Source organism: Nitrosomonas sp. Is37 (assembly GCF_033063275.1).
Classification (GTDB): domain Bacteria; phylum Pseudomonadota; class Gammaproteobacteria; order Burkholderiales; family Nitrosomonadaceae; genus Nitrosomonas.
In genome coordinates this window covers 53,790-73,186 of sequence record NZ_JAWJYP010000005.1, presented here as the reverse complement: position 1 = coordinate 73,186, position 19,397 = coordinate 53,790, and the positions used below count along the sequence as shown (strand labels likewise).

The 19,397-nt window shown below is 41.9% G+C and carries 23 protein-coding genes; 7 read left to right on the top strand and 16 right to left on the bottom strand.

The features are described from left to right. Nucleotides 1–185: 185 nt before the first annotated feature. Nucleotides 186–1,070 (bottom strand): protease HtpX, encoded by an 885-nt coding sequence (gene htpX, locus R2Q26_RS03805; RefSeq protein ID WP_317535043.1) that lies wholly within the window; start codon nt 1,068–1,070, stop codon nt 186–188. 214 nt (nt 1,071–1,284) lie between these two features. On the opposite strand from htpX, the gene R2Q26_RS03800 reads away from it, so the two are divergent. The 3 genes from R2Q26_RS03800 to R2Q26_RS03790 all read left to right on the top strand — a co-directional run bounded on the left by R2Q26_RS03800 (nt 1,285) and on the right by R2Q26_RS03790 (nt 2,884). Further along, complete coding sequence (locus R2Q26_RS03800; RefSeq protein ID WP_317535042.1) at nt 1,285–1,452, top strand: rubredoxin; 168 nt, start codon at nt 1,285–1,287, stop codon at nt 1,450–1,452. Beyond that, entirely contained in the window at nt 1,449–2,615 is a 1,167-nt protein-coding gene (locus R2Q26_RS03795) for an NAD(P)/FAD-dependent oxidoreductase (protein WP_317535041.1), read from the top strand. Before R2Q26_RS03800 ends, R2Q26_RS03795 begins: the two co-directional genes overlap by 4 nt. An 89-nt stretch (nt 2,616–2,704) precedes the next feature. Beyond that, nucleotides 2,705–2,884 carry a hypothetical protein gene (locus R2Q26_RS03790; RefSeq protein WP_317535040.1) on the top strand — a complete coding sequence of 60 codons (180 nt, stop codon included), beginning with the start codon at nt 2,705–2,707 and terminating at the stop codon, nt 2,882–2,884. Between the two features lie 200 nt (nt 2,885–3,084). Here R2Q26_RS03790 and R2Q26_RS03785 read toward each other — a convergent pair whose 3' ends face one another. From R2Q26_RS03785 to R2Q26_RS03750, 8 genes are all read right to left on the bottom strand, one after another. After that, nucleotides 3,085–5,187: a M3 family metallopeptidase gene (locus R2Q26_RS03785; RefSeq protein WP_317535039.1), complete on the bottom strand. Its 2,103-nt coding sequence runs from the start codon at nt 5,185–5,187 to the stop codon at nt 3,085–3,087. Nucleotides 5,188–5,572: 385 nt separating this feature from the next. After that, nucleotides 5,573–6,847: a dihydroorotase gene (locus R2Q26_RS03780; protein WP_317535038.1), complete on the bottom strand. Its 1,275-nt coding sequence runs from the start codon at nt 6,845–6,847 to the stop codon at nt 5,573–5,575. Nucleotides 6,848–6,907: 60 nt separating this feature from the next. Beyond that, nucleotides 6,908–7,858, bottom strand: coding sequence for an aspartate carbamoyltransferase catalytic subunit (locus tag R2Q26_RS03775; RefSeq protein WP_090569012.1), 951 nt, complete (start codon nt 7,856–7,858; stop codon nt 6,908–6,910). Then, complete coding sequence (pyrR, locus tag R2Q26_RS03770; protein ID WP_090569008.1) at nt 7,855–8,364, bottom strand: bifunctional pyr operon transcriptional regulator/uracil phosphoribosyltransferase PyrR; 510 nt, start codon at nt 8,362–8,364, stop codon at nt 7,855–7,857. Before pyrR ends, R2Q26_RS03775 begins: the two co-directional genes overlap by 4 nt. Beyond that, a complete protein-coding gene (gene ruvX, locus R2Q26_RS03765) occupies nt 8,351–8,869 on the bottom strand; it encodes a Holliday junction resolvase RuvX (RefSeq protein WP_317535037.1) in 519 nt (172 codons plus the stop codon). Before ruvX ends, pyrR begins: the two co-directional genes overlap by 14 nt. Then, nucleotides 8,862–9,422, bottom strand: a complete 561-nt coding sequence (locus R2Q26_RS03760; protein ID WP_090569002.1) for a YqgE/AlgH family protein — start codon at nt 9,420–9,422, stop codon at nt 8,862–8,864. Before R2Q26_RS03760 ends, ruvX begins: the two co-directional genes overlap by 8 nt. 122 nt (nt 9,423–9,544) lie before the next feature. Further along, nucleotides 9,545–10,171, bottom strand: coding sequence for a 2-polyprenyl-3-methyl-6-methoxy-1,4-benzoquinone monooxygenase (gene coq7, locus R2Q26_RS03755; RefSeq protein WP_317535036.1), 627 nt, complete (start codon nt 10,169–10,171; stop codon nt 9,545–9,547). Nucleotides 10,172–10,216: 45 nt separating this feature from the next. Then, entirely contained in the window at nt 10,217–11,509 is a 1,293-nt protein-coding gene (locus R2Q26_RS03750; RefSeq protein ID WP_317535035.1) for a (Fe-S)-binding protein, read from the bottom strand. A gap of 204 nt (nt 11,510–11,713) precedes the next feature. Here R2Q26_RS03750 and rpsP point away from each other — a divergent pair, with 204 nt between their 5' ends. Genes rpsP through rplS form a run of 4 tightly spaced genes read left to right on the top strand, consistent with a single transcriptional unit; the run spans nt 11,714 to nt 13,722 of the window. After that, nucleotides 11,714–11,980, top strand: a complete 267-nt coding sequence (gene rpsP, locus R2Q26_RS03745) for a 30S ribosomal protein S16 (RefSeq protein ID WP_317535034.1) — start codon at nt 11,714–11,716, stop codon at nt 11,978–11,980. Beyond that, nucleotides 11,949–12,518 carry a ribosome maturation factor RimM gene (gene rimM / locus R2Q26_RS03740; RefSeq protein ID WP_317535033.1) on the top strand — a complete coding sequence of 190 codons (570 nt, stop codon included), beginning with the start codon at nt 11,949–11,951 and terminating at the stop codon, nt 12,516–12,518. Before rpsP ends, rimM begins: the two co-directional genes overlap by 32 nt. Nucleotides 12,519–12,532: 14 nt before the next feature. Next, nucleotides 12,533–13,309 carry a tRNA (guanosine(37)-N1)-methyltransferase TrmD gene (trmD, locus tag R2Q26_RS03735; RefSeq protein ID WP_317535032.1) on the top strand — a complete coding sequence of 259 codons (777 nt, stop codon included), beginning with the start codon at nt 12,533–12,535 and terminating at the stop codon, nt 13,307–13,309. A gap of 26 nt (nt 13,310–13,335) precedes the next feature. Further along, complete coding sequence (rplS, locus tag R2Q26_RS03730; protein WP_317535031.1) at nt 13,336–13,722, top strand: 50S ribosomal protein L19; 387 nt, start codon at nt 13,336–13,338, stop codon at nt 13,720–13,722. An 86-nt stretch (nt 13,723–13,808) separates the two neighbouring features. Here rplS and R2Q26_RS03725 read toward each other — a convergent pair whose 3' ends face one another. The 7 genes from R2Q26_RS03725 to R2Q26_RS03695 form a co-directional block, all read right to left on the bottom strand. Then, nucleotides 13,809–14,156 carry an arsenate reductase family protein gene (locus R2Q26_RS03725; RefSeq protein WP_317535030.1) on the bottom strand — a complete coding sequence of 116 codons (348 nt, stop codon included), beginning with the start codon at nt 14,154–14,156 and terminating at the stop codon, nt 13,809–13,811. A gap of 75 nt (nt 14,157–14,231) precedes the next feature. After that, nucleotides 14,232–14,747: an invasion associated locus B family protein gene (locus R2Q26_RS03720; RefSeq protein ID WP_090568985.1), complete on the bottom strand. Its 516-nt coding sequence runs from the start codon at nt 14,745–14,747 to the stop codon at nt 14,232–14,234. 50 nt (nt 14,748–14,797) lie between these two features. After that, nucleotides 14,798–15,055, bottom strand: a complete 258-nt coding sequence (locus tag R2Q26_RS03715) for a DUF2024 family protein (protein ID WP_317535029.1) — start codon at nt 15,053–15,055, stop codon at nt 14,798–14,800. A 94-nt stretch (nt 15,056–15,149) separates the two neighbouring features. After that, a complete protein-coding gene (locus R2Q26_RS03710; RefSeq protein WP_090568979.1) occupies nt 15,150–15,839 on the bottom strand; it encodes an O-methyltransferase in 690 nt (229 codons plus the stop codon). A gap of 71 nt (nt 15,840–15,910) precedes the next feature. Continuing rightward, entirely contained in the window at nt 15,911–17,152 is a 1,242-nt protein-coding gene (locus R2Q26_RS03705) for an O-antigen ligase family protein (RefSeq protein WP_317535028.1), read from the bottom strand. A 128-nt stretch (nt 17,153–17,280) separates the two neighbouring features. Beyond that, nucleotides 17,281–18,549 carry a hypothetical protein gene (locus R2Q26_RS03700; RefSeq protein WP_317535027.1) on the bottom strand — a complete coding sequence of 423 codons (1,269 nt, stop codon included), beginning with the start codon at nt 18,547–18,549 and terminating at the stop codon, nt 17,281–17,283. Nucleotides 18,550–18,587: 38 nt separating this feature from the next. Next, complete coding sequence (locus R2Q26_RS03695) at nt 18,588–19,334, bottom strand: FkbM family methyltransferase (RefSeq protein ID WP_317535026.1); 747 nt, start codon at nt 19,332–19,334, stop codon at nt 18,588–18,590. Between the last annotated feature and the right edge of the window lie 63 nt (nt 19,335–19,397).

Sequence of the window (19,397 nt, the reverse complement as noted above, 5' to 3'; positions counted from 1 at the left end):
ATAAGTTATTTTATTATCTTAGTTAACCAGTTGTTTTTTATAGATATAAACCTCAGAAAGCTTATAATGAATTAATGCAATTAAACACTAGTTGTTTATGTCACAGATTAGATCATTCTCATCTAGTTATTTTTGGAACGATAAATGGTAGGACACCAAGAATAGGCGTCCTACCACCCAAAGCTTTAGCTTGCCGCCTGACGTAATGCTGCAATCCGTTCATCCAGTGGAGGATGTGACATAAACAAGTGGCCAAATCGACTTCCTCGACCTGAGATCCCGAGTGCTTCCATTCTGTCTGGCAAATGAGAAGGTTCATATTGTTGTTTCAGACGTTCTAGTGCAGCAATCATTTTATTGCGCCCAACCAGACTTGCACTACCTGCATCTGCCCGGAATTCACGCTGCCTGCTAAACCACATTACGATAATGCTCGCAAGGATACCCAGCAGAATTTCTGCAATGATGCTTGTAATCATGTAGGCAGGTCCGTGCTCCTCTTCTGTTCTGAAGACAATGCGATCTACTGCATGGCCGATAATTCGAGCTAGGAAAATTACAAAAGTGTTTACTACCCCCTGAATTAGAGCAAGCGTCACCATATCGCCATTGGCTACGTGGCTTACCTCGTGCGCAAGGACAGCTTCGATTTCATCTTGTTGCATTTTTTGCAGTAACCCAGTGCTGACTGCTACCAGTGCATTATTTCGATTCATTCCAGTAGCAAAAGCATTGACGTCGGGTGAATCATAGATAGCTACTTCTGGCATGCCAATACCAGCGGCCTTTGCTTGTCGACGTATTGTTTCAACTAGCCAGCCCTCCGTAGCATTGGAAGGTATGTCAATGACGACAGCACCTGTCATATTTTTTGCACTCCATTTAGACATGGCAAGCGAAATAAGCGAGCCCCCAAAGCCTATGACTGCAGCAAACACAAGTAATGAATTGTAATTTAATCCACCACCTTGAGCTTCTAATATGCGATCAACGCCCAATATTCTTAGCGTAATGCTTAGTAATAATAAAATAGCTAGGTTGGTTGCAATGAATAAAAGAATACGTTTCATAAGTAACTACCTGTCAGAATTTGTTAATAAATATTTGAATACCCTACAAGGCAATGGTTCAATGTCTGCCTGTCTAGAATAAATTGAAGTTATATTTTATCAAGCATGAAAAAGGAATGGGAAGAAAGCAGCAAAATCAAAAATAGGTTCCTGTTGAGGTTGAGGTACAATTAAGAGCATATTTGAGCATCCGATAAGAGGGACCTGAAAAATAATGAGGAAATATCAGTGCAAAGTGTGCGGTTTTATTTATGACGAATCGATAGGTGATCCAGAGCATGGTATTCCAGCGGGTACTCGCTGGGAAGATATCCCCGAAAGCTGGGCCTGCCCTGAATGTGGCGTACTCAAGGTTGATTTTGAAATGGTAGAAAATATATGAATCATCAATCACTCGTGATCATCGGTAGCGGCCTGGCAGGTTATGCTGTAGCCAGAGAATTACGCAAATTGAATACGGAAATTCCGATTACCATGTTATCAGCCGATCATGGGGGGTTTTATTCCAAACCGATGCTGTCCAACGCGCTGGCAACAGGTAAAACACCAGCATCGATCTTGAGCTCTGATGCTGCAATGATGGCCAGCCAACTAAAAATAACGATACGACCGTTTACTCGCGTCAATACTATTGCACATTCCAGCAATACCGTATTCCTTGAAAATGGAGAGAATCTATCTTATAGCCATTTGGTGTTGGCTGTAGGAGCGGATCCGATTCGCTTGCCCTTGTCAGGCAATGCAGTGGAAGAAGTTTTATCCGTCAATGATCTCGATGATTACCATCGTTTCCGCGAAACACTGAAAGATAAAAAAGAAATCGCCATTCTGGGGGCAGGATTGATCGGCTGTGAATTTGCCAATGATCTTGCAATAGCAGGCTATCAGGTGCATGTAATTCATATCGGCGCACATCCTTTGGGTAGGTTACTCCCCGAGGAGGCAGGTAAGTATCTACAGGATAAGCTAACAGCAGCAGGAATTAGATTTCATTTGAAAACTAAGGTACAGCGGATTGAGCGAATCGGAAACCGTTATCATTTGATCATCGATGAAGATCAAATGATTGAGGCAGATCTTGTTTTGTCAGCCGTAGGATTGCGTCCACGCACTCAACTAGCCAAAGCAGCTGGTATTTATGTAAATCATGGCGTGGTAACGAACCGATATTTACAGACTGAGAATACGACTGAGAATACGAATATCTTTGCACTGGGTGATTGCGCTGAAGTAGACGGTAAAGTGCTGCCATTCGTGATGCCTATTACTCATGCAGCTCGTGCCTTGGCAGCAACTGTGGCAGGTACACCCACACCGGTTCACTACCCTCCTATGCCGGTATTCGTTAAAACGCCAGCTTGTCCTATCGTAGTCTCTCCACCAGATCCTAATGTGATAGGTGAGTGGCAGATTGACGCTAATCAGGATGGTGTTAAAGCCCTGTTTCAGGATATGGTAGGCAATCTTCATGGCTTTGCTTTATTAGGTGCAGCAACAAAGGAAAAAAATACAATTACTCCTCAATTACCGCCTATACTAGCGTGAGCCCAAACATTATCACAGCTTTCAGTAATGCGGTTGGGGAGCTGCAATAATTTCAAAGACTTCTTGCTAAAGATATTGGCACAGATTAGATGTACTTGTTACTGCATGGGCAAGGAATTGGGGTGTTTCCGCTCCAGTACGGATTATGCGATTTTGCAAGCACATGGCTGTGCTGCACTCCTTGGAATGGAACGATCATTCCGCGTCGTCCCACCTTGCCCCGCACTCGCAAAACTGCACACTCCATCCCGCTCAACGGAGAAATCTAGAATTATTCTATTGATGCTTTATTGAGCACTGGGACAATTAGTTTATCTTTATGAAAGCTGCTATGGTAACCACTTTGGAGCACATAGCATCCAGGTAGCAGCAGGTCAACAGAGACAAAATCTTGCCTGCTAGAAACTCTTCTGTCCCAGCATTTCTTTTTCCTCAAACTTTCTCTTTTTTCTTACTTTATACACAGCCGTCAGGCTGCCATACCACTATGCCGCAACAATGCATCTATGCTGGGCTCCCGACCACGAAAAGCAATAAAGGACTCCAGTGCTGGACGACTTCCACCTACTGCCAAAATTTCATTCCTGAAACGCTCGCCAGTCTTGGCATTAACTACCTGATTAGCACCATTTTCTTCAAATAAACTGTAAGCATCGGCGGATAAAACTTCTGCCCATTTATAGCTATAATAGCCCGCTGCATAACCACCCGCAAAAATATGCGAAAAACTGTTCGGGAAACGGTTAAATGCAGGTGGAATGACCACGGCAACCTGGTTACGAATTTCATCGAGTAACTGCAACACAGTTTTTTCCCCATGGGGATCAAAATCATAGTGCAGACCCATATCAAACAAGGCAAATTCAATCTGACGCAGTGTCTGCATACCACTCTGGAAATTCTTGGCAGCCAGCATTTTGTCGAATAGTTCTCGCGGCAGGGACGCACCACTGTCGATATGGGCAGTCATATGGTTTAGCACTTCCCATTCCCAGCAGAAATTTTCCATAAACTGGCTAGGCAGCTCAACTGCGTCCCATTCCACCCCATTGATTCCGGAGGCGCCCAAATCCTCAATCTGCGTCAACAAATGATGCAGGCCGTGACCAAATTCGTGAAATAACACGATTACCTCATCATGAGTAAATAATGAGGGACGTACTTGCTCATTGATTGTCACCGGGGGGGAGAAATTGCAGGTCAGATAAGCCACGGGGGTCTGGATAGCCGATTTTCCAGTTCCTGGCAGCTCAATACGCCGCCGAGTAATGGCATCATCCATCCATGCTCCTCCTCGCTTACTCGGGCGCGCATAGAGATCAATATAAAATTGGCCAACCAGCTCACCTTTGGCATCATAGATATTGAAGAATTTTACATCTGGATGCCAATATTGAATATTAGAGGATGGCGGCACCTGACTAATGCTAATGCCATAGAGTGCTTCCACTAATTTGAACATGCCTGGTAATACTTTATTTTCAGGGAAATATTGTTTGACTTCCTGATCAGAAAAGGCATAACGCTCCATTCGCAACTTTTCACTAACATAGGCCAGATCCCATGATTCGAGTTTTTCCAGTTCCAGTTTATCTGCAGCAAATTGCTTCAACTCAGCCAGATCGCGCTCTGCATAGGGTCGAGCCTTAGCCGCAAGTTCATTTAGAAAATCCAATACCTGCCTGGGCGATTCAGCCATTTTAGACACCAGAGAAACTTCTGCATAGCAATCAAACCCCAGCATTCTGGCTTCTTCTTGTCGGAGCTGAAGAATCTTATTGATCAGCAGCATGTTGTCCCAGTTGGATGCACCATGCGCAAGGCTGTCAATTTCACTCGCCCGGGTCACATAGGCACGGTACATACTCTCGCGCAATGCCCGATTATCAGCATATTGCATAACGGCTAAATAGGAAGGAGCATGCAAGGTGAATTTCCAGCCAGGAGTAGAAATACTTGGATCTTTCTCGGCAGCCTCTCTGGCAGCATGCAGCACATCATCAGGAATACCCGAGAGCTCACTTTCATTTTTTATGAGTAGAAAAAAATCATTGGTCGCATCGAGCAAGTTATCGCTAAATTTTGCAGAAAGCGCTGATAATTCTTCCTGAATTTGCATAAAGCGCGCTTTCTTCTCTAGGGGCAGCTCAGCACCACCGAGGCGAAAATCACGTAATTGATTTTCAATGATCTTTTTCCGAGCACGACTGAGGCTGTCAAACTCCTCACTACCTCGTAACTGCTTAAATTTCTCAAATAATGCCTGATCCTGCGACAATTCAGCATAATACTGAGTAATACGCGGCAAGTTAGCATTGTATACTTCACGTAATTCTGCACTATTCATCACAGCATTCAAATGCGAAACTTGTCCCCATGCACGTGACAATCGTTCATTTGCATCAACCATGGGCTGCACAAAATCTTGCCAGGTAGGTGGAGTTACCGCAGCACGAGCTTTGGTGACTACTTCTCGGCAATCATGCAGCAATTCTTCCACTGCAGGGGTAACGTGTTCCGCTTTAATATCTATAAAACGAGGTAGTCCAGAAAAATCAAGTAAAGGATTCATAATGATAATTGTCTAGAATTATTATTTTTAGATGCAAATAAAACACATGTTTCATAGCACCTTTTGTTTGATTAAGAAAATACTAAAAGGCTATGTGAAAAACGTTGTGATTACTCCTCACTATCTTAAGGAAGAGCTGAATAAGTGAGCAAGGTGGATACCGGGCACAATGCGCACGGAACACAGAAACGATAAAATGAACTCGTAAGTTTTAGCAAAACTTCGTTTCTGCGTAGCCCCATATTTTATATAGATGGCGAGAGGAGCGAGCATCGTGCAACGAAACAATATGCCACAATAGCCACTTATTCAGGCTTTCCCTAATGTACTGTTATATGCTGCACTTTGTATCTCGTTTGCTGATTTCCATCTTATTTTCGGAAAATTAACTTTCATACACAATATTGCCATCGGTCAGCGTAAATTTTACCCGTCCGGGCAATTCCCTACCCAAGAATGGGGTGTTCTTACCCTGACTTTTGATCGTGGAAGCAGACACATACCAATATTCTTCCGGATCGAAAATACATATATCAGCTGGCGCACCGAGGGTTAGATGCCCTGCATCAATACCTAATATCCTGGCAGGCGCTAACGTAACCGTGTTTAACGCTTCAATCAGCGGGATATTCATACTCGTTGCCCACTTAAACGTCAGCGACAATAACAATTCCAGACCCGTTGCGCCAACTCCAGCTTGTCCAAATGGTAATAACTTGGCATCCTCATCCACCGGTGCATGATCCGAGCAAATAGCATCGATGGTGCCATCAATCAGCCCCTTAGAGAGTGCGTCTCGATCATGCAAGCTTCGCAAAGGGGGAATAAGATGACAATTGGTGTCAAAGAAGTCGATATCCATCTCTGAAAGATGAACATGATTGATCGAAACATCACAAGTGATAGGCAATCCTTGCTGCTTGGCAGCTCGCACCAGGGATACACCCTCTGCGCTGGAAATTCGGCACAGATGGACTTTCACAGCAGTTTCACGTGCCAGATAAATGATATTCGACAAAGCAATAGTTTCTGCACAAACCGGAATAGGGGGCAAACCGAGGCGTGTCGCGATTTCACCATCATGCGCCACACCATTGTTTGCGAGGCTGACTTCCTGCGGACGCAGCCAGACACTAAAACCGAAAGTCGATGCATATTGCATGGCCTGCATCAACACATGCAGATTGGCCAGAGGTGCATCGGCATGACTGAAGGCAACACAGCCTGCATCTCGCAATTCAGCCATTTCCGTCAAACGCTCGCCTTTAAGTTTCTGGGTAAGCGCTCCCACTGGATAGACATTAACCTGATCCAAACTTTTAGTTCGATGTTTTAGCATTTCAACCAGCCCAGGCTCATCCAACGGTGGATCAGTGTCGGGTGGGCATGCCAGGCTGGTAACTCCTCCAGCTGCAGCTGCTTGCAATTCTGATTCTAAAGTGGCTTTGTATTCAAGCCCGGGTTCACGTAGCCGTGCCGATAAATCGACCAAGCCTGGACACACAATCAATCCAGTAGCATCGATCACCCGACAATCTTGAAAACCTGCAGGAATGCTGTTTACTGAAACAATTTTGCCCGTAGCAATACAAAGATCTCCGATAGTATCAATACCATTCTTCGAATCAACTAGGCGTCCATTCTTGATATGGATTTTCATAGTGATAACAGTTGGTTATGCGTAAATAACCTAAATTCGAGATTCAACTCAAAGAACTCATCAATTTCCAGCCAGAATCGACATAACTGCCATTCGTACCGCAATACCAAATGTCACTTGTGGCAAAATGACCGACTGTTTCCCATCAGCTACTGCCGAATCAATCTCGACCCCACGATTCATTGGCCCAGGGTGCATGACTATTGCATCCTGTTTAGCCAGTAATAATTTCTCCTGAGTAAGCCCATAATATTTAAAATATTCTTCAGTACTGGGCAAACTTGCTCCCAGCATTCGCTCATTTTGCAGACGCAACATAATTAATACATCGATATCTTTCAATCCCTGAGCCATCTCGTGATAAACATGTACACCAAGGCGCTCAACTTTGCTAGGTAATAAAGTCTTGGGTGCAATGACGCGCACTTCGGGCACACCTAGTGTAGTCAGCGCATGAATTTGTGAGCGCGCTACCCTGGAGTGCAAGATATCTCCAACGATCGCTACTCGAAGGTTATGGAAATCTTTTTTGTAACGGCGAATGGTAAACATATCCAGCAGTGCTTGCGTAGGATGGGCATGACGCCCATCACCGGCATTGATGACATGGATCTCTGGGCGGACATGACTTGCTATCATATGAGCCGCACCACTTTGCACATGCCGAACGACGAACATGTCCGCATGCATGGCCGAAAGATTATTAACTGTATCCAGTAATGTCTCCCCTTTAGATTGCGCGGAAGCCGCGATATTGAGATTGATCACATCTGCTGACAGTCGCTTGGCAGCAATCTCAAAAGTTGTCCGCGTACGGGTACTGGATTCAAAAAAAAGATTGAATACTGATTTTCCACGCAGCAGGGGAATTTTTTTGACTTCCCGCTCAGTGACACCAGCAAAAGATTCTGCTGTGTCCAAAATATGCAGCAAAATGGACACAGGCAATCCTTCGGTAGTAAGCAGGTGCTGTAATTCACCGTGCTTGTTTAACTGAGGATTTCTATTCATTTCTCTGGGAGACGAATATCGCGTAAGCTGAGACTCAGCTTCCCATCAACATCCTGTTTTAATTCAAGCATTTTGTCTGCCGGCAAGGATAATACCGCGCCAACATATTGCGCTGCAATAGGAAGCTCTCTGCCTCCTCGGTCAATTAGTGTCGCCAAATGAATGCTTGCGGGTCGCCCATAATCAAAAATCTCGTTCACAGCAGCTCGGATTGTCCTGCCCGTATAAAGCACATCATCGACTAAAATGATATGACTGTCTTCAACTTCAAAAGGCAGATCTGATGGTTTAACTTGGGGATGCAAACCAATTTTACTGTAATCATCGCGATAAAAAGATATGTCGAGGACACCGAGTGGCGTACTGAACTCTAATGCCTGATGCAATCGTTTTGCCACCCATGCACCCCCTGTATGGATTCCGATCATGGCGACAGTCTCATCGACAACAGGACGTAGCTGCTCAGTCAAATCAGCGAGTAATTTTTCTGCATCAGGTAGTTGCATAGTTACAATCAAAAAAAGATTGCAGAATATGCTGCGCTGCAATCTGATCCAGCATGGGTTTTTGTTTTCTTCCTTTAATACCCAATTCACCTAATGCAGATCTGGCAGTAATAGTCGTATAGCGTTCATCTACTAAAACCGATTTAATTCTATAACGCCCTTCCAAACGGCGCGCAAACCGCCGACTTAATTGGGTGAGTTCATGTTCCGTTCCATCAGCATGCACTGGCAATCCAACTACGAGTAATACGGGCTGCCATGTTTCAATCAACTTGGCAATAGCCTCAAAACGCTGCTTGGTCATTTCACCATGAATGGTCGTAAGCGGATGCGCTAACCGCATCTCCTTTTCTCCGACAGCGACCCCAATGCGTTTCTTTCCAAAATCAAAAGCCAGCACTGTGCCCTTTGACAATCTTCCCTCAATTTCTGACACATTTTCATGGTCATGCACTGAGTTATTAATCGTTAATGTTGCTTGAATGCAGTTATCCGAGTTATGCATGCCCTACATCATTCGATAAATTAGAAAAATTGATTCCCAGCAACTGCGCTGCTGCAGGCAATCTTTCCTCGAAGGACATTTCAAAAATTATATTAGAAGAAGCTGGAACAGTCAGCCAGGCATTTTGAGCCAGCTCTTGTTCGAGCTGCCCAGGCGCCCATCCTGAATAACCTAATGTAACCAATATTTGCTCAGGGCCTTCGCAATTTGCGATAGCTTCTAAAATATCAACAGAAGATGTCAATCCAACTGTCTGGTTGACTGCTAACGTAGATTTCCACTTCCCTACAGGCTGGTGTAACACAAATCCGCTGTCGATCTGCACAGGCCCACCAAACAATACAAATCGCCCTGGTGGGAACGAACCTGTAAGAGGGATGCCAAGCTGCTCAAATAATTTCTCCACAGTTAGCTCTGTAGGACGATTAATCACGAGTCCAAGTGCACCGTGTTCATTGTGCTCACAAATATAAGTAAGGGTTTTTGCAAAAAACGGATCGGCCAAATTAGGCATCGCAATCAGAAAATGATCTGTCAGGTTGATATTTTTCATGATAAAGATCTCTTTACTACCTATGCGAACTCGCAAGTCACACTATATGATCAATCTGAAATATGATCAATCTGAAATATAAAATTTCTGTTAATTCTTGCTTCCTTCTAAAATCCTGCTCATCAAACCCAGTATGCCGTTTGTGTCATAACTTTTGAACTCATTTTCATGAGTAGTTTTACTGGTAATGGCAATTCTGTGCCGCCATGTGATATTGCCATCGTTGCATGACCAGCTTCGTCAATTTTCATTTGTGAAACAATAGCGCGACTTTTCAAATCCTGATGAGGCAATCGCTGCAAATGCTCTGAAAGATGGGCTTCAACCTGATGCTCTGTTTCAGCTAGAAAACCGAGATTCCATTTATCACCAAGCAACCCCGCTGCTAAACCAATAGCAAAAGAGCCGCCATACCAAATTGGATTGAGCAAACTTTTCCGACCGCCTAATTCAGCAATACGACGTTCTGTCCACGCCAAATGTTCAGTTTCCTCACGCGCAGCCTGTGTCAATGCGTTTTGTACTTCCTGATTCCGTGCAGTCAGTGCCTGCCCTTGATAAAGGGCCTGAGCACATATTTCTCCAACATGGTTAACACGCATCAATGCACATGATTCATTTTTTTCTTCGTCAGTTAATTCACCTTCTGGCAGATTTTTTCCCGGCACAGCACGTAATGTTTGAGCTGGCACCGCTAATGTACGCAACGCACTATCAAAACCTATAATGAACTTATCTATATTCAGCATAGCATTAATTCCGGCTATTATAAGTAAATCAAATTATTCATTTTATCATTGTATACCTATTTGCCGGGCTAGCAACGTTACTGGGTGCAATACTTCTACTTTTTTCCCTTGATTTCTTAATCCACTCGCAAGATGTAATAAACAACCGATATTTGTTGTCGCAAGATAGCTTGCTTCTGCTGATTGCGCTAATGCTGCCATTTTATCGTTTAGTAATGATTCTGCAATTTCTGGTTGATCGAGAAAATAGGTACCTGCCGCACCGCAACAGAAGCTATTGCCAGCAAGCTCGATGAGTTCAATACCAGGAATATGCGCTAGCAATCGATAAGGGTAAATAGAAGAACGCAATACATTACGCATACTACATGGATCATGCACAACGACTTTTTTTGACAAAGCTTTGATTTTGACTTCGCTCCAATCCTGCTCAGCTAGAAATTGATTGATATCAACTATCGGAGCAGAAAAATTTTCCATCTGATTCTGAGAGCAAGACTCTACCAGATGCGCACCACACCCAGACGCTGTACTGATAATTACTTTTATGTTTAACCCAGCAAATGCTTTCCTATTCTGCTCAATTAAATACGCTGCCTTGGTTATTCGACCGCTATGCTGGTACAACGCTCCACAACAAGTTTGTGCATAGGGGACATGCACTGTATAGCCCAAGTGGTTAAGCACAAAAATTGCTGAAATATTCGTTTCGACATCGACTAATCGTGCTACACAACCCAGAAATAAGGCCACTTCTCCACGCTTCCTTCCAATTGCTGGATAAATTTCTTGCCACCCATGGAACGGAAAGCGAATCAATGGCAATTTTGATAATAGCAGCCCGAGTTTAGTCCTTTTTACATTGCTTGCTTGCTGCAATTTTTCCTGCAAGCCAACTTTCTGGAAAAGATAGATGAGTGGACGCACAAGATCAAAACGCTTTGTTTTATCAATAAACACTCTCTCCAACAGGTTCTTGAACCAATTCTTTTTTCTTACTACTACTTCCTCTGGTAAGTCCGATAGTGAAACTGCCATCATGTCGCGCGCCTCATCGATCAGCCGTCCATATGCCACATGATTGGGGCAAGCTACCTCACAAGCACGGCAAGTCAAACATCGGTCTATATGTTCAGCAAAACGTGCATTCATTGGAATACGCTGGCTCACCACCCCGTTTATCATAGCAATACGCCCTCGCGGAGAATCAGCTTCCGACAACGTTAAACGATAGGTTGGGCAATGTGGCAAACAAAGTCCACAAGAAACACACCGATTTGCTTCTGCCAGTAAGCTAGATCGAGAAGGTTTAATTAGAGAATCATCCTTAGTATGCATCCCTACTTCCTCTGAATAAATCTTGTTATTACATTTCTTCTACAAAGCAAAGGTCAAAAATAAAAAATAAACAGAAATACATCTATCAAATCATGTTAATCCAATAAGTTTTTTATTTTTTTATTTTTATAGCTTGCTAAGCTACAGAAAATTACCATAAAATTACCAGTTTTTAAGTTCGTTTTGTTAATATACAATTAATATATGGTTATTATTCGACTGGCGCGCGGCGGCGCTAAAAAAAGGCCTTTTTTTAATATGGTAGTTGCAGATTCTCGTTACAGACGCGATGGTAGATTCATTGAGCGTGTTGGTTTTTATAATCCCCGAGCAGCTGGGGACGAGGAAATGCTGCGTATTCAAATGGATCGACTCACGCATTGGCAATCTAAAGGAGCTCAATTATCCAGTACGGTAACAAGACTGGTAAAACAATTTGGTGCACAACAAAAAGTTACACAAGAAAGCTAATATCAATCAATGCTCAACTGAATCCATGGTAACCATGGGTCATATCATGGGTCCTTTTGGTATCCTAGGTTGGGTTAAGATCGTTCACTATACTGAAAATATCGAGAGTTTGCTTGCTTATCCTGTGTGGTGGCTAAGCAAAGGTGATGATACTTGGTCACCAATGAATATTGCATCATACAATATTCATGACAACAAATTGATCGTTGCGTTTGAAGGATATCTTGATCGAACTCAAGCAACACAATTAAAAGGTATGCAGATAGCAGTTCCTCGCGACCAATTGCCCCATCTAGCTGAGGATGGCAAAGAAGGGTACTACTGGTCGGATCTCATAGGAACAAGTGTGTTTAATTTACAGAATGAAGAATTTGGGACCGTAATTGGCTTATTAAGAACGGGAGCCAACGATGTATTACAGGTCCAATCTGCGAGAGAAGGTCAGAAAGAAAGATTGATCCCCTTTATTGATCAAGTTATTGTCGACATAGATTTAAAAGCCCGCAAAATAACGATTGATTGGGGGATGGATTACTGACAGAGGATAAAATCTTGTCATTTGAAATTGACGTCATTACGCTATTTCCAGAAATGCTTGATGCCATTACAAAATATGGCATAACAAGTAGAGCAAGCAAGAATGAAATTTTTCGATTGCATACTTGGAATCCACGTGATTTTGCAAAAGATAATTATCGCACAGTAGATGATAGTCCATACGGTGGAGGGCCAGGCATGATAATGCTAGCCCAACCTCTGGATGAGGCTATAGCCCATGCCAAAACAAGGCAGCTAGCAGAAGGAATAAACGAAACAAAAGTAATCTATCTTTCCCCACAAGGTAAACTTCTTAATCATGAGAAAATTTTACAATTATCCAAATTACAGGGAATGATATTACTTTGTGGTCGTTACGAAGGGATTGATGAGCGAATAATCATGCGCCAGGTAGACGAAGAAATTTCAATTGGAAATTACGTTATTTCAGGAGGTGAGCTGGCGGCAATGGTTTTGATTGATAGTATAGTGCGACAAATTCCTGGGGCACTTGGTAGCGCTGATTCAGCCGGGGAAGACTCATTTGTCAATAATTTACTAGAATATCCACAATATACACGACCAGAAATATATCGGGGAGATTCTGTACCCCCTATTTTGCTTTCAGGAAATCATGCAAAAATAAATCGCTGGCGATTGCAGCAATCTCTTGGTAAAACATGGTTAAAACGGCCTGATTTATTGGAGTCCAAATACAAACAGGGCATTTCCAAGGAAGAAGAAGAATTATTGGAAGAATTTAAACGAACTCAAAATTTTAGAATAAACTAATCCCATAAAAATACTAGGAGAAAAGAATGAATTTGATCGAACAATTAGAGCGAGAAGAAATTACGCGTCTTGGCAAAATTATCCCGGGTTTCTCTCCTGGTGATACAGTTGTAGTCAATGTAAATGTGGTGGAAGGTGATCGCAAGCGCGTTCAAGCGTATGAAGGTGTTGTCATCGCCAAACGCAATCGTGGCCTTAATTCATCTTTTATTGTACGCAAGATATCCAGTGGTGAAGGTGTCGAGCGCACTTTTCAGACATATTCCCCTATTATTTCTAGTATTGAAGTAAAACGTCGGGGCGATGTGCGTCGAGCAAAACTTTATTATTTAAGAAGTCGTTCTGGTAAATCAGCGAGAATTCGCGAAAAACTTCCTGCTCGTAATACAACAAGTAGCGTGACGGAAGAATAAACTTTACTTGGAGCTATAAGTTATTAGTAAGGCGGCAAGGCAAAGCTTTGACCGCCTTTTCTCTTTAGCAAATAAAAATTATTTTTCTATTGCTCTAATAATTTTTTCACATTTTCTGGTGGCCTGCCTAATATTGCCCTATCACCTCGCACTACAATAGGGCGTTGGATCAGATCCGGATTTTTTATCATCAGCTGCAATAACTCCTCATCAGTTGCAGATTCCGTACCACGAGCCATAGGTTCTTCTGCGCGCAGAATATCACGTGCTGACATATTCAGCTTGTGGAGAAGCTCGCGCAACAATTCTACTGTCATAGGCTTTTCGTAGTAATTGACACTATCGAATTCTTCTCCACTTTCTTTCAGTAATACCAGCGTAGTCCTGCACTTACTACAAGTAGGCTTCTGATAAATAGTTATTTTGTCATTCATATTACTTTTTATATTTATAAGCTGCAGGCTACTGGTACAACATATTACCCTGGATTTTATTAACCACAGAAATAGCTATTTAATACCACATTCTTTGGAAATAGCGCCATAAGCAGAAGATGAACCTTTTAATCCAAACGTATCCGTCGTTGTTTTATCACGTGCAGATATCCCTTTAATAACTAATGAGCTACCACTACGAATCGCATTGGTTAGCTTATTATCAGTTTCTTCATCAGGTGCCCAGGCTGTTTCATTCTGAGTGAATAGCTTAATATTCTGATTACCCGCACTCACCGTTACCTCGCTACCTTGCTTGAATGGATAGCCAGCAACAAAACTGAAGACATTTTTACTTTTTTCTGCAGGCCGGTGTGTAACAAGAGCAAAAACATCACCTCGCTTGGTATAATTTCCTTCTTGTTTTTTAGGTTTGCTAACCATATAACAAACCTTGTTATTACCTTCCATATAAACATAAGCAGTCCAATCATTGAATTCACCAATCACTTTTGGATCAGCTGCATAGACTAATCCGCTCATCATGAGCGTAGTCAGAAAGGTAAATTGCTTTACAAAAGTCAGTCTCATTATATAAAAATCCTAAAAGTTATCAGCTGTTTCCCTTCGTCCAGCCATTACTATTTACAGCCTTCCATCTTATATATGAAATAACCATCTTTGTTGATTGCCTCAACAACATCATCAGGTGCACCCTGACTATGACAGAATCTACATTCCTTGCTAGTAACAACTGCTTCCCCTTCCCCAATCGAAGTTAGCCATTGTTTAGCATATTCAACTGCTTTCTTCTCATCCTTGACAGAAGTAAATACATCAAAATGCATGATATGCCCATCTCTAGCCTTTACATAGGTATCGTAAACATGAATTTCCATAAATATTCCTCTCTGAATAATTTAAATAAGTTGATTAATAAACATAAAAAGAACTCAAATCACTTCACTCTGATCTTTTTATTCACACTTTTTATTATGCCATTTTTCGCCTTGCCACGATAACACCATCACGCGTTGGATTGATAAAAGCATCAAACTCAGGATCATTGAAAATCAGCTGATTATGCGTGAGTATTGCTTCTGTCCAGTTCGAAACAATGTCAGTAAAATTTTCCATTGCAACTTGTCCATGCCAAAGTACATTATCTGCGATGTATAGACCACCCGGCCGGATTCGGTTTTTTGCCATTTGCCAGACGTTAGGATACTCGCCTTTATCGACATCGTTGTAGCAAATATCGAACATACCCTCTGTTTGCGAAAATATTTCCTGGGCATAACCAACATGAAAATCTATCCTATCCCATAAACCAGCTGAGGATAAATATTGCTCTGCTTTCATTTTGTTAGCAGCATTACCATCAGTACATACCACTTCCCCTTCGGGACCAACTGCTCTTGCAAACCAGTAAGCAGAATAACCATAACCACTGCCAAACTCAAACACACGCTTGGCGTTAATCATTTTTGCCAGCACTTCCAAGGAAACACCTACCAAACGATCGACAATCGGAAAATTTTTCTGCTTTGCCAAGGCTTCCATTTCAATCAATACTGGATGATCAGTTTGTTTCACTAGGCTGCGCATATATTTCTCAATTGCAGGATTTACTGGAAGCAAAACATTTGGGTTTTCCATTGTTGGAGACTGTATTTTTGCCATTATCCACTCTTCCTTAAACATAAAAACCTAAATTTAAACTAAAATTAGATCACTATAAATTTTTTATATTTTTAGCTGATTGTGCGTTTTGGCTCTATTGGTTTTTGCCAGCAAATCACTATTGCCGTGACGACTAGCAGGATGATTGGTATCCTGTTGTAAAGTAGAAATGTATCTGTCAATCCTGCTAGAAATACATAGCAAATTAATATGACCCCTAGCAAACTCAGCTGGTGGATCTTTAATGTTTGAAACCAGCTCCACAGTAGAAAACCGAGTGCAAAAATACCAAGTCCTCCCAAATGCATACCGATCTCAATCCAGTCATTATGGTAATGCGAAGTTTTTTGGAATTCTGGTAGATTTTTATATATACCATTTTTGTAGGTTTGTATGGTCTCTTCAAAATATATTTCCGGCATACCTGTTCCATACCCCAACAAAGGTCGCTCTGCAACCCCATGCACACCAACATCCCATATTGCGAGACGATAACCTAAGCTAGTCATATAGTTGCCTTGCAAGACTGAACTCAGATCTCTTTCTATGAGCTTTAATCTTTCCTGGAAAACATTACTGCTCATCGCAATCAAGAGAATCACAGTCATAAACAAAGCTAAAATACCAAGAAATATCTTACCTTGAGATCTATAGCGTAGAAAAATTAAAAGTAATAAAGCAAGTACCGTAGCTAGCAGCAATCCCCTTGCGCTCTGATGAAATTGTAAAAAAAGTAGTACAAATGCAATAAACCAACATAATAATGTTATTTTCCTTACTTGGCAGATACTACCTAAGAAAGCCATCAAAATGATTCCAATTCCTAACATGGCTGAAAAAGCAAGGTATGAGATCTCGAAAAAGGGTATTCCACTTTCCCCTGAAACTATCCACTGATAGCCACCCGTCAATAACACACATAAATAGCCGATCAAGAAAGCAGCAATCACCCAAGGTAATCGCTCTTTATTTAGCAAGGAAAGAAAAGGAATAAATGTCAGAAGAATAAAATATTTTTTCCATTTATTCTGACCAGTATCTGAATAGTCACCCCAAAGCAATCCCAAAACTAATACGCCACAAAATACCAGTATGCCCAAGACTAAAGGCTCCTCAATCAGTCTGCTGAATTTCTGGAAACCTCCATCAATTATCCATGCAAATGCTAAAAGAAAGAAAGCATAAGAAAGTGACCCCTTCTGCCACAAAGCTATACAAAAGAAGGCTAGCGCACATTTTGCAAACATGTCACGCCAACCGCTCACACGTATTCCCTCTCCCGGGCAAAATAGACTGATTCGATTTTCACGCATTTGAAATGTCAGTCATTAATAAATTACTTTTTAAAAAGGAAAGGCTCTGATGCCTTGAAAATCTGTTTTCTTAAAGAAATTGAAGATGCGAAACGAGAAACGAGTTTGATCAATAAAACCTAAATAAGCTATTTTCCCTCAACCAGGGATTCCAACAACGCCACATAATGAGGCAAAACATCAGTACCCGGTACATCTAACATCTCTTTTATGAATCGTTGCCGATGTGATTCGACATAATGAGACTGATAGCCATTTGTAAGAAATTCATTGATTTTTTTATACACATCATCGCGGCAATACAGTTCAGTTTCCGGCATATACACCGCTGCAGCAGAACGCCCTGCATGCAAATAATCAGCAGCCAAGACAGGCTTACCTGCTCTAATTGCTTCATACGCAACTGAAGTAGCTAGATCAATGATGACATCAGCCCATTGCAACAAATGGACGGAATGAATGTCATCTCCTATCATGGTTACATTTGTCAGACGTCGCAGAGCAGCATCCTTAGTTAAGGATTGTTTCCAGCCACCGCGCGTATGAGGCTTAATCGCCAATTCCACACCAGGAAATGCTGCAATCATTTGCACTACTTCACCCATTTCTTCCCAGAAAGTTGTGAAATTGGCTTTTCTTAGAAAGATTACAACTTTGAGTTGGCTATCAGAGCGCTTTAACGGTGATGAAGGCATAAGCGTTTCCAGTTTAGCTAACCATTCTTCGCAGTATCGAGGTGAACCTAACACGATGAGCTTCTGATTATCTAGAAAAGGGCGGAAACGCTTGGCACACAACTCATTCGGCACAACAACTTTATCAAATATTCCTGCGGCTGAAAATGACGTATCTGGCTTCAGCTGCCATTCACCACGTCGTATCAATTGACTTGCATGAGGACTGTCGCCGTGCGGAAGCGAAATCGTTCCAAGCCCTTGGCTCCGAGCTATACCCACCAGAATCTCTACCCATTCGACACAAATTTCTGAATTTCTCTCGATCCAATCAAATACAACTACCCCCTTTCTACCGTCGGAAAAGCTTCTTTCCAGTAAATATCGAGTAGTGCGCAACCAAGTCGCTTTGCGTCGCTTAGCGTGATAAAGCCTAGCCAATACCTTGACCAGCGGGCCAAAAAAAGATCTATACGAACTTCTAACGAGCAGTAACGTTTGCAAACGCCATTTCGTGAATTCCACCAATGACAATAAATCACGCAGATGAGCAATCCGTACACCTGCTAATTTTTTTAGAAATTCGATACGATAATCTCCATCAAATCGCTTCTTACCAATCATGACAATATCGCAAACATGGCCTCGTTCCACCCATTTAGCAATAACCGGCGTCATGTGATCAATATCGTTATAATGGCGAAGGAAAAAAAGGGCTTTCATGAACGAAAATCAAGTTAATAGAAACTTCAAGAAGAGATTTAAGAAATTTTATTTTTCTCAAATATAAAACAGGTTTCACCCCAATTTTTAGTCGATTTTTGTTTCAACTCAAGCCCTGCCTGCTTCATGATTGTAATTGCCTCTTGTTGTTCTGCAGGCGTGCCAAGTTCAATAATCACTGATTTAAGATTGGGGTGACTTAATACTTTCTCTGCCGCCTTAAGGATAGAAATTTCTATCCCATCGACGTCAATTTTCATATAGTTTGGATAAGGAAAGCCCCACTTGCTACATAAATCATCCAAAGTTACACCGAACATACCTTGAATATGTGAAGTAGGTACTTTCATGGTATCCAGCGATTCTTCTCCAAATTGGGAACGATTTCCACCTGGAATAAATTTAGGCACATACAATTTGGAGAATTCACTCTTGCCTGATACAGCAATACAATAAGCACTGATGTAATCTTTAAGATTGTTATAAAAAATATTTTTGTTGAGCGCGTAGTAATTATTGCTCTGGGGTTCGAATGCATATATCTCAACTTCACGACCATATTTCTTGGCCGGATAAAGCGAATACTGACCTATATTGGCACCGATGTCGAAATAGCATGACCCTGGATCAAAACTATCAATCCAATCCAAGGTATCCGGTTCTTTAATCGTATAAGTCTTTGCTCGTTTAAGAATCCGCCAGTGATCTATAGAGATCAGAATAGATAACCCTCTGACATTTATATTGGTATAGCCGCCTTTAACCCAATAAGCAGTTACTGCCAAGTTTTTCAGAAAATTAATCGAAAAGACATATTTTATTGCAGTCCATAAGGATCGCATAAACTC

Coding starts and splice junctions, on each gene's coding strand:
- htpX (WP_317535043.1), bottom strand. CDS start 1,070: ATGAAACGTATTCTTTTATTCATTGCAACCAACCTAGCTATTTTATTA.
- R2Q26_RS03800 (WP_317535042.1), top strand. CDS start 1,285: ATGAGGAAATATCAGTGCAAAGTGTGCGGTTTTATTTATGACGAATCG.
- R2Q26_RS03795 (WP_317535041.1), top strand. CDS start 1,449: ATGAATCATCAATCACTCGTGATCATCGGTAGCGGCCTGGCAGGTTAT.
- R2Q26_RS03790 (WP_317535040.1), top strand. CDS start 2,705: ATGTACTTGTTACTGCATGGGCAAGGAATTGGGGTGTTTCCGCTCCAG.
- R2Q26_RS03785 (WP_317535039.1), bottom strand. CDS start 5,187: ATGAATCCTTTACTTGATTTTTCTGGACTACCTCGTTTTATAGATATT.
- R2Q26_RS03780 (WP_317535038.1), bottom strand. CDS start 6,847: ATGAAAATCCATATCAAGAATGGACGCCTAGTTGATTCGAAGAATGGT.
- R2Q26_RS03775 (WP_090569012.1), bottom strand. CDS start 7,858: ATGAATAGAAATCCTCAGTTAAACAAGCACGGTGAATTACAGCACCTG.
- pyrR (WP_090569008.1), bottom strand. CDS start 8,364: ATGCAACTACCTGATGCAGAAAAATTACTCGCTGATTTGACTGAGCAG.
- ruvX (WP_317535037.1), bottom strand. CDS start 8,869: ATGCATAACTCGGATAACTGCATTCAAGCAACATTAACGATTAATAAC.
- R2Q26_RS03760 (WP_090569002.1), bottom strand. CDS start 9,422: ATGAAAAATATCAACCTGACAGATCATTTTCTGATTGCGATGCCTAAT.
- coq7 (WP_317535036.1), bottom strand. CDS start 10,171: ATGCTGAATATAGATAAGTTCATTATAGGTTTTGATAGTGCGTTGCGT.
- R2Q26_RS03750 (WP_317535035.1), bottom strand. CDS start 11,509: ATGCATACTAAGGATGATTCTCTAATTAAACCTTCTCGATCTAGCTTA.
- rpsP (WP_317535034.1), top strand. CDS start 11,714: ATGGTTATTATTCGACTGGCGCGCGGCGGCGCTAAAAAAAGGCCTTTT.
- rplS (WP_317535031.1), top strand. CDS start 13,336: ATGAATTTGATCGAACAATTAGAGCGAGAAGAAATTACGCGTCTTGGC.
- R2Q26_RS03725 (WP_317535030.1), bottom strand. CDS start 14,156: ATGAATGACAAAATAACTATTTATCAGAAGCCTACTTGTAGTAAGTGC.
- R2Q26_RS03720 (WP_090568985.1), bottom strand. CDS start 14,747: ATGAGACTGACTTTTGTAAAGCAATTTACCTTTCTGACTACGCTCATG.
- R2Q26_RS03715 (WP_317535029.1), bottom strand. CDS start 15,055: ATGGAAATTCATGTTTACGATACCTATGTAAAGGCTAGAGATGGGCAT.
- R2Q26_RS03710 (WP_090568979.1), bottom strand. CDS start 15,839: ATGGCAAAAATACAGTCTCCAACAATGGAAAACCCAAATGTTTTGCTT.
- R2Q26_RS03705 (WP_317535028.1), bottom strand. CDS start 17,152: ATGCGTGAAAATCGAATCAGTCTATTTTGCCCGGGAGAGGGAATACGT.
- R2Q26_RS03700 (WP_317535027.1), bottom strand. CDS start 18,549: ATGAAAGCCCTTTTTTTCCTTCGCCATTATAACGATATTGATCACATG.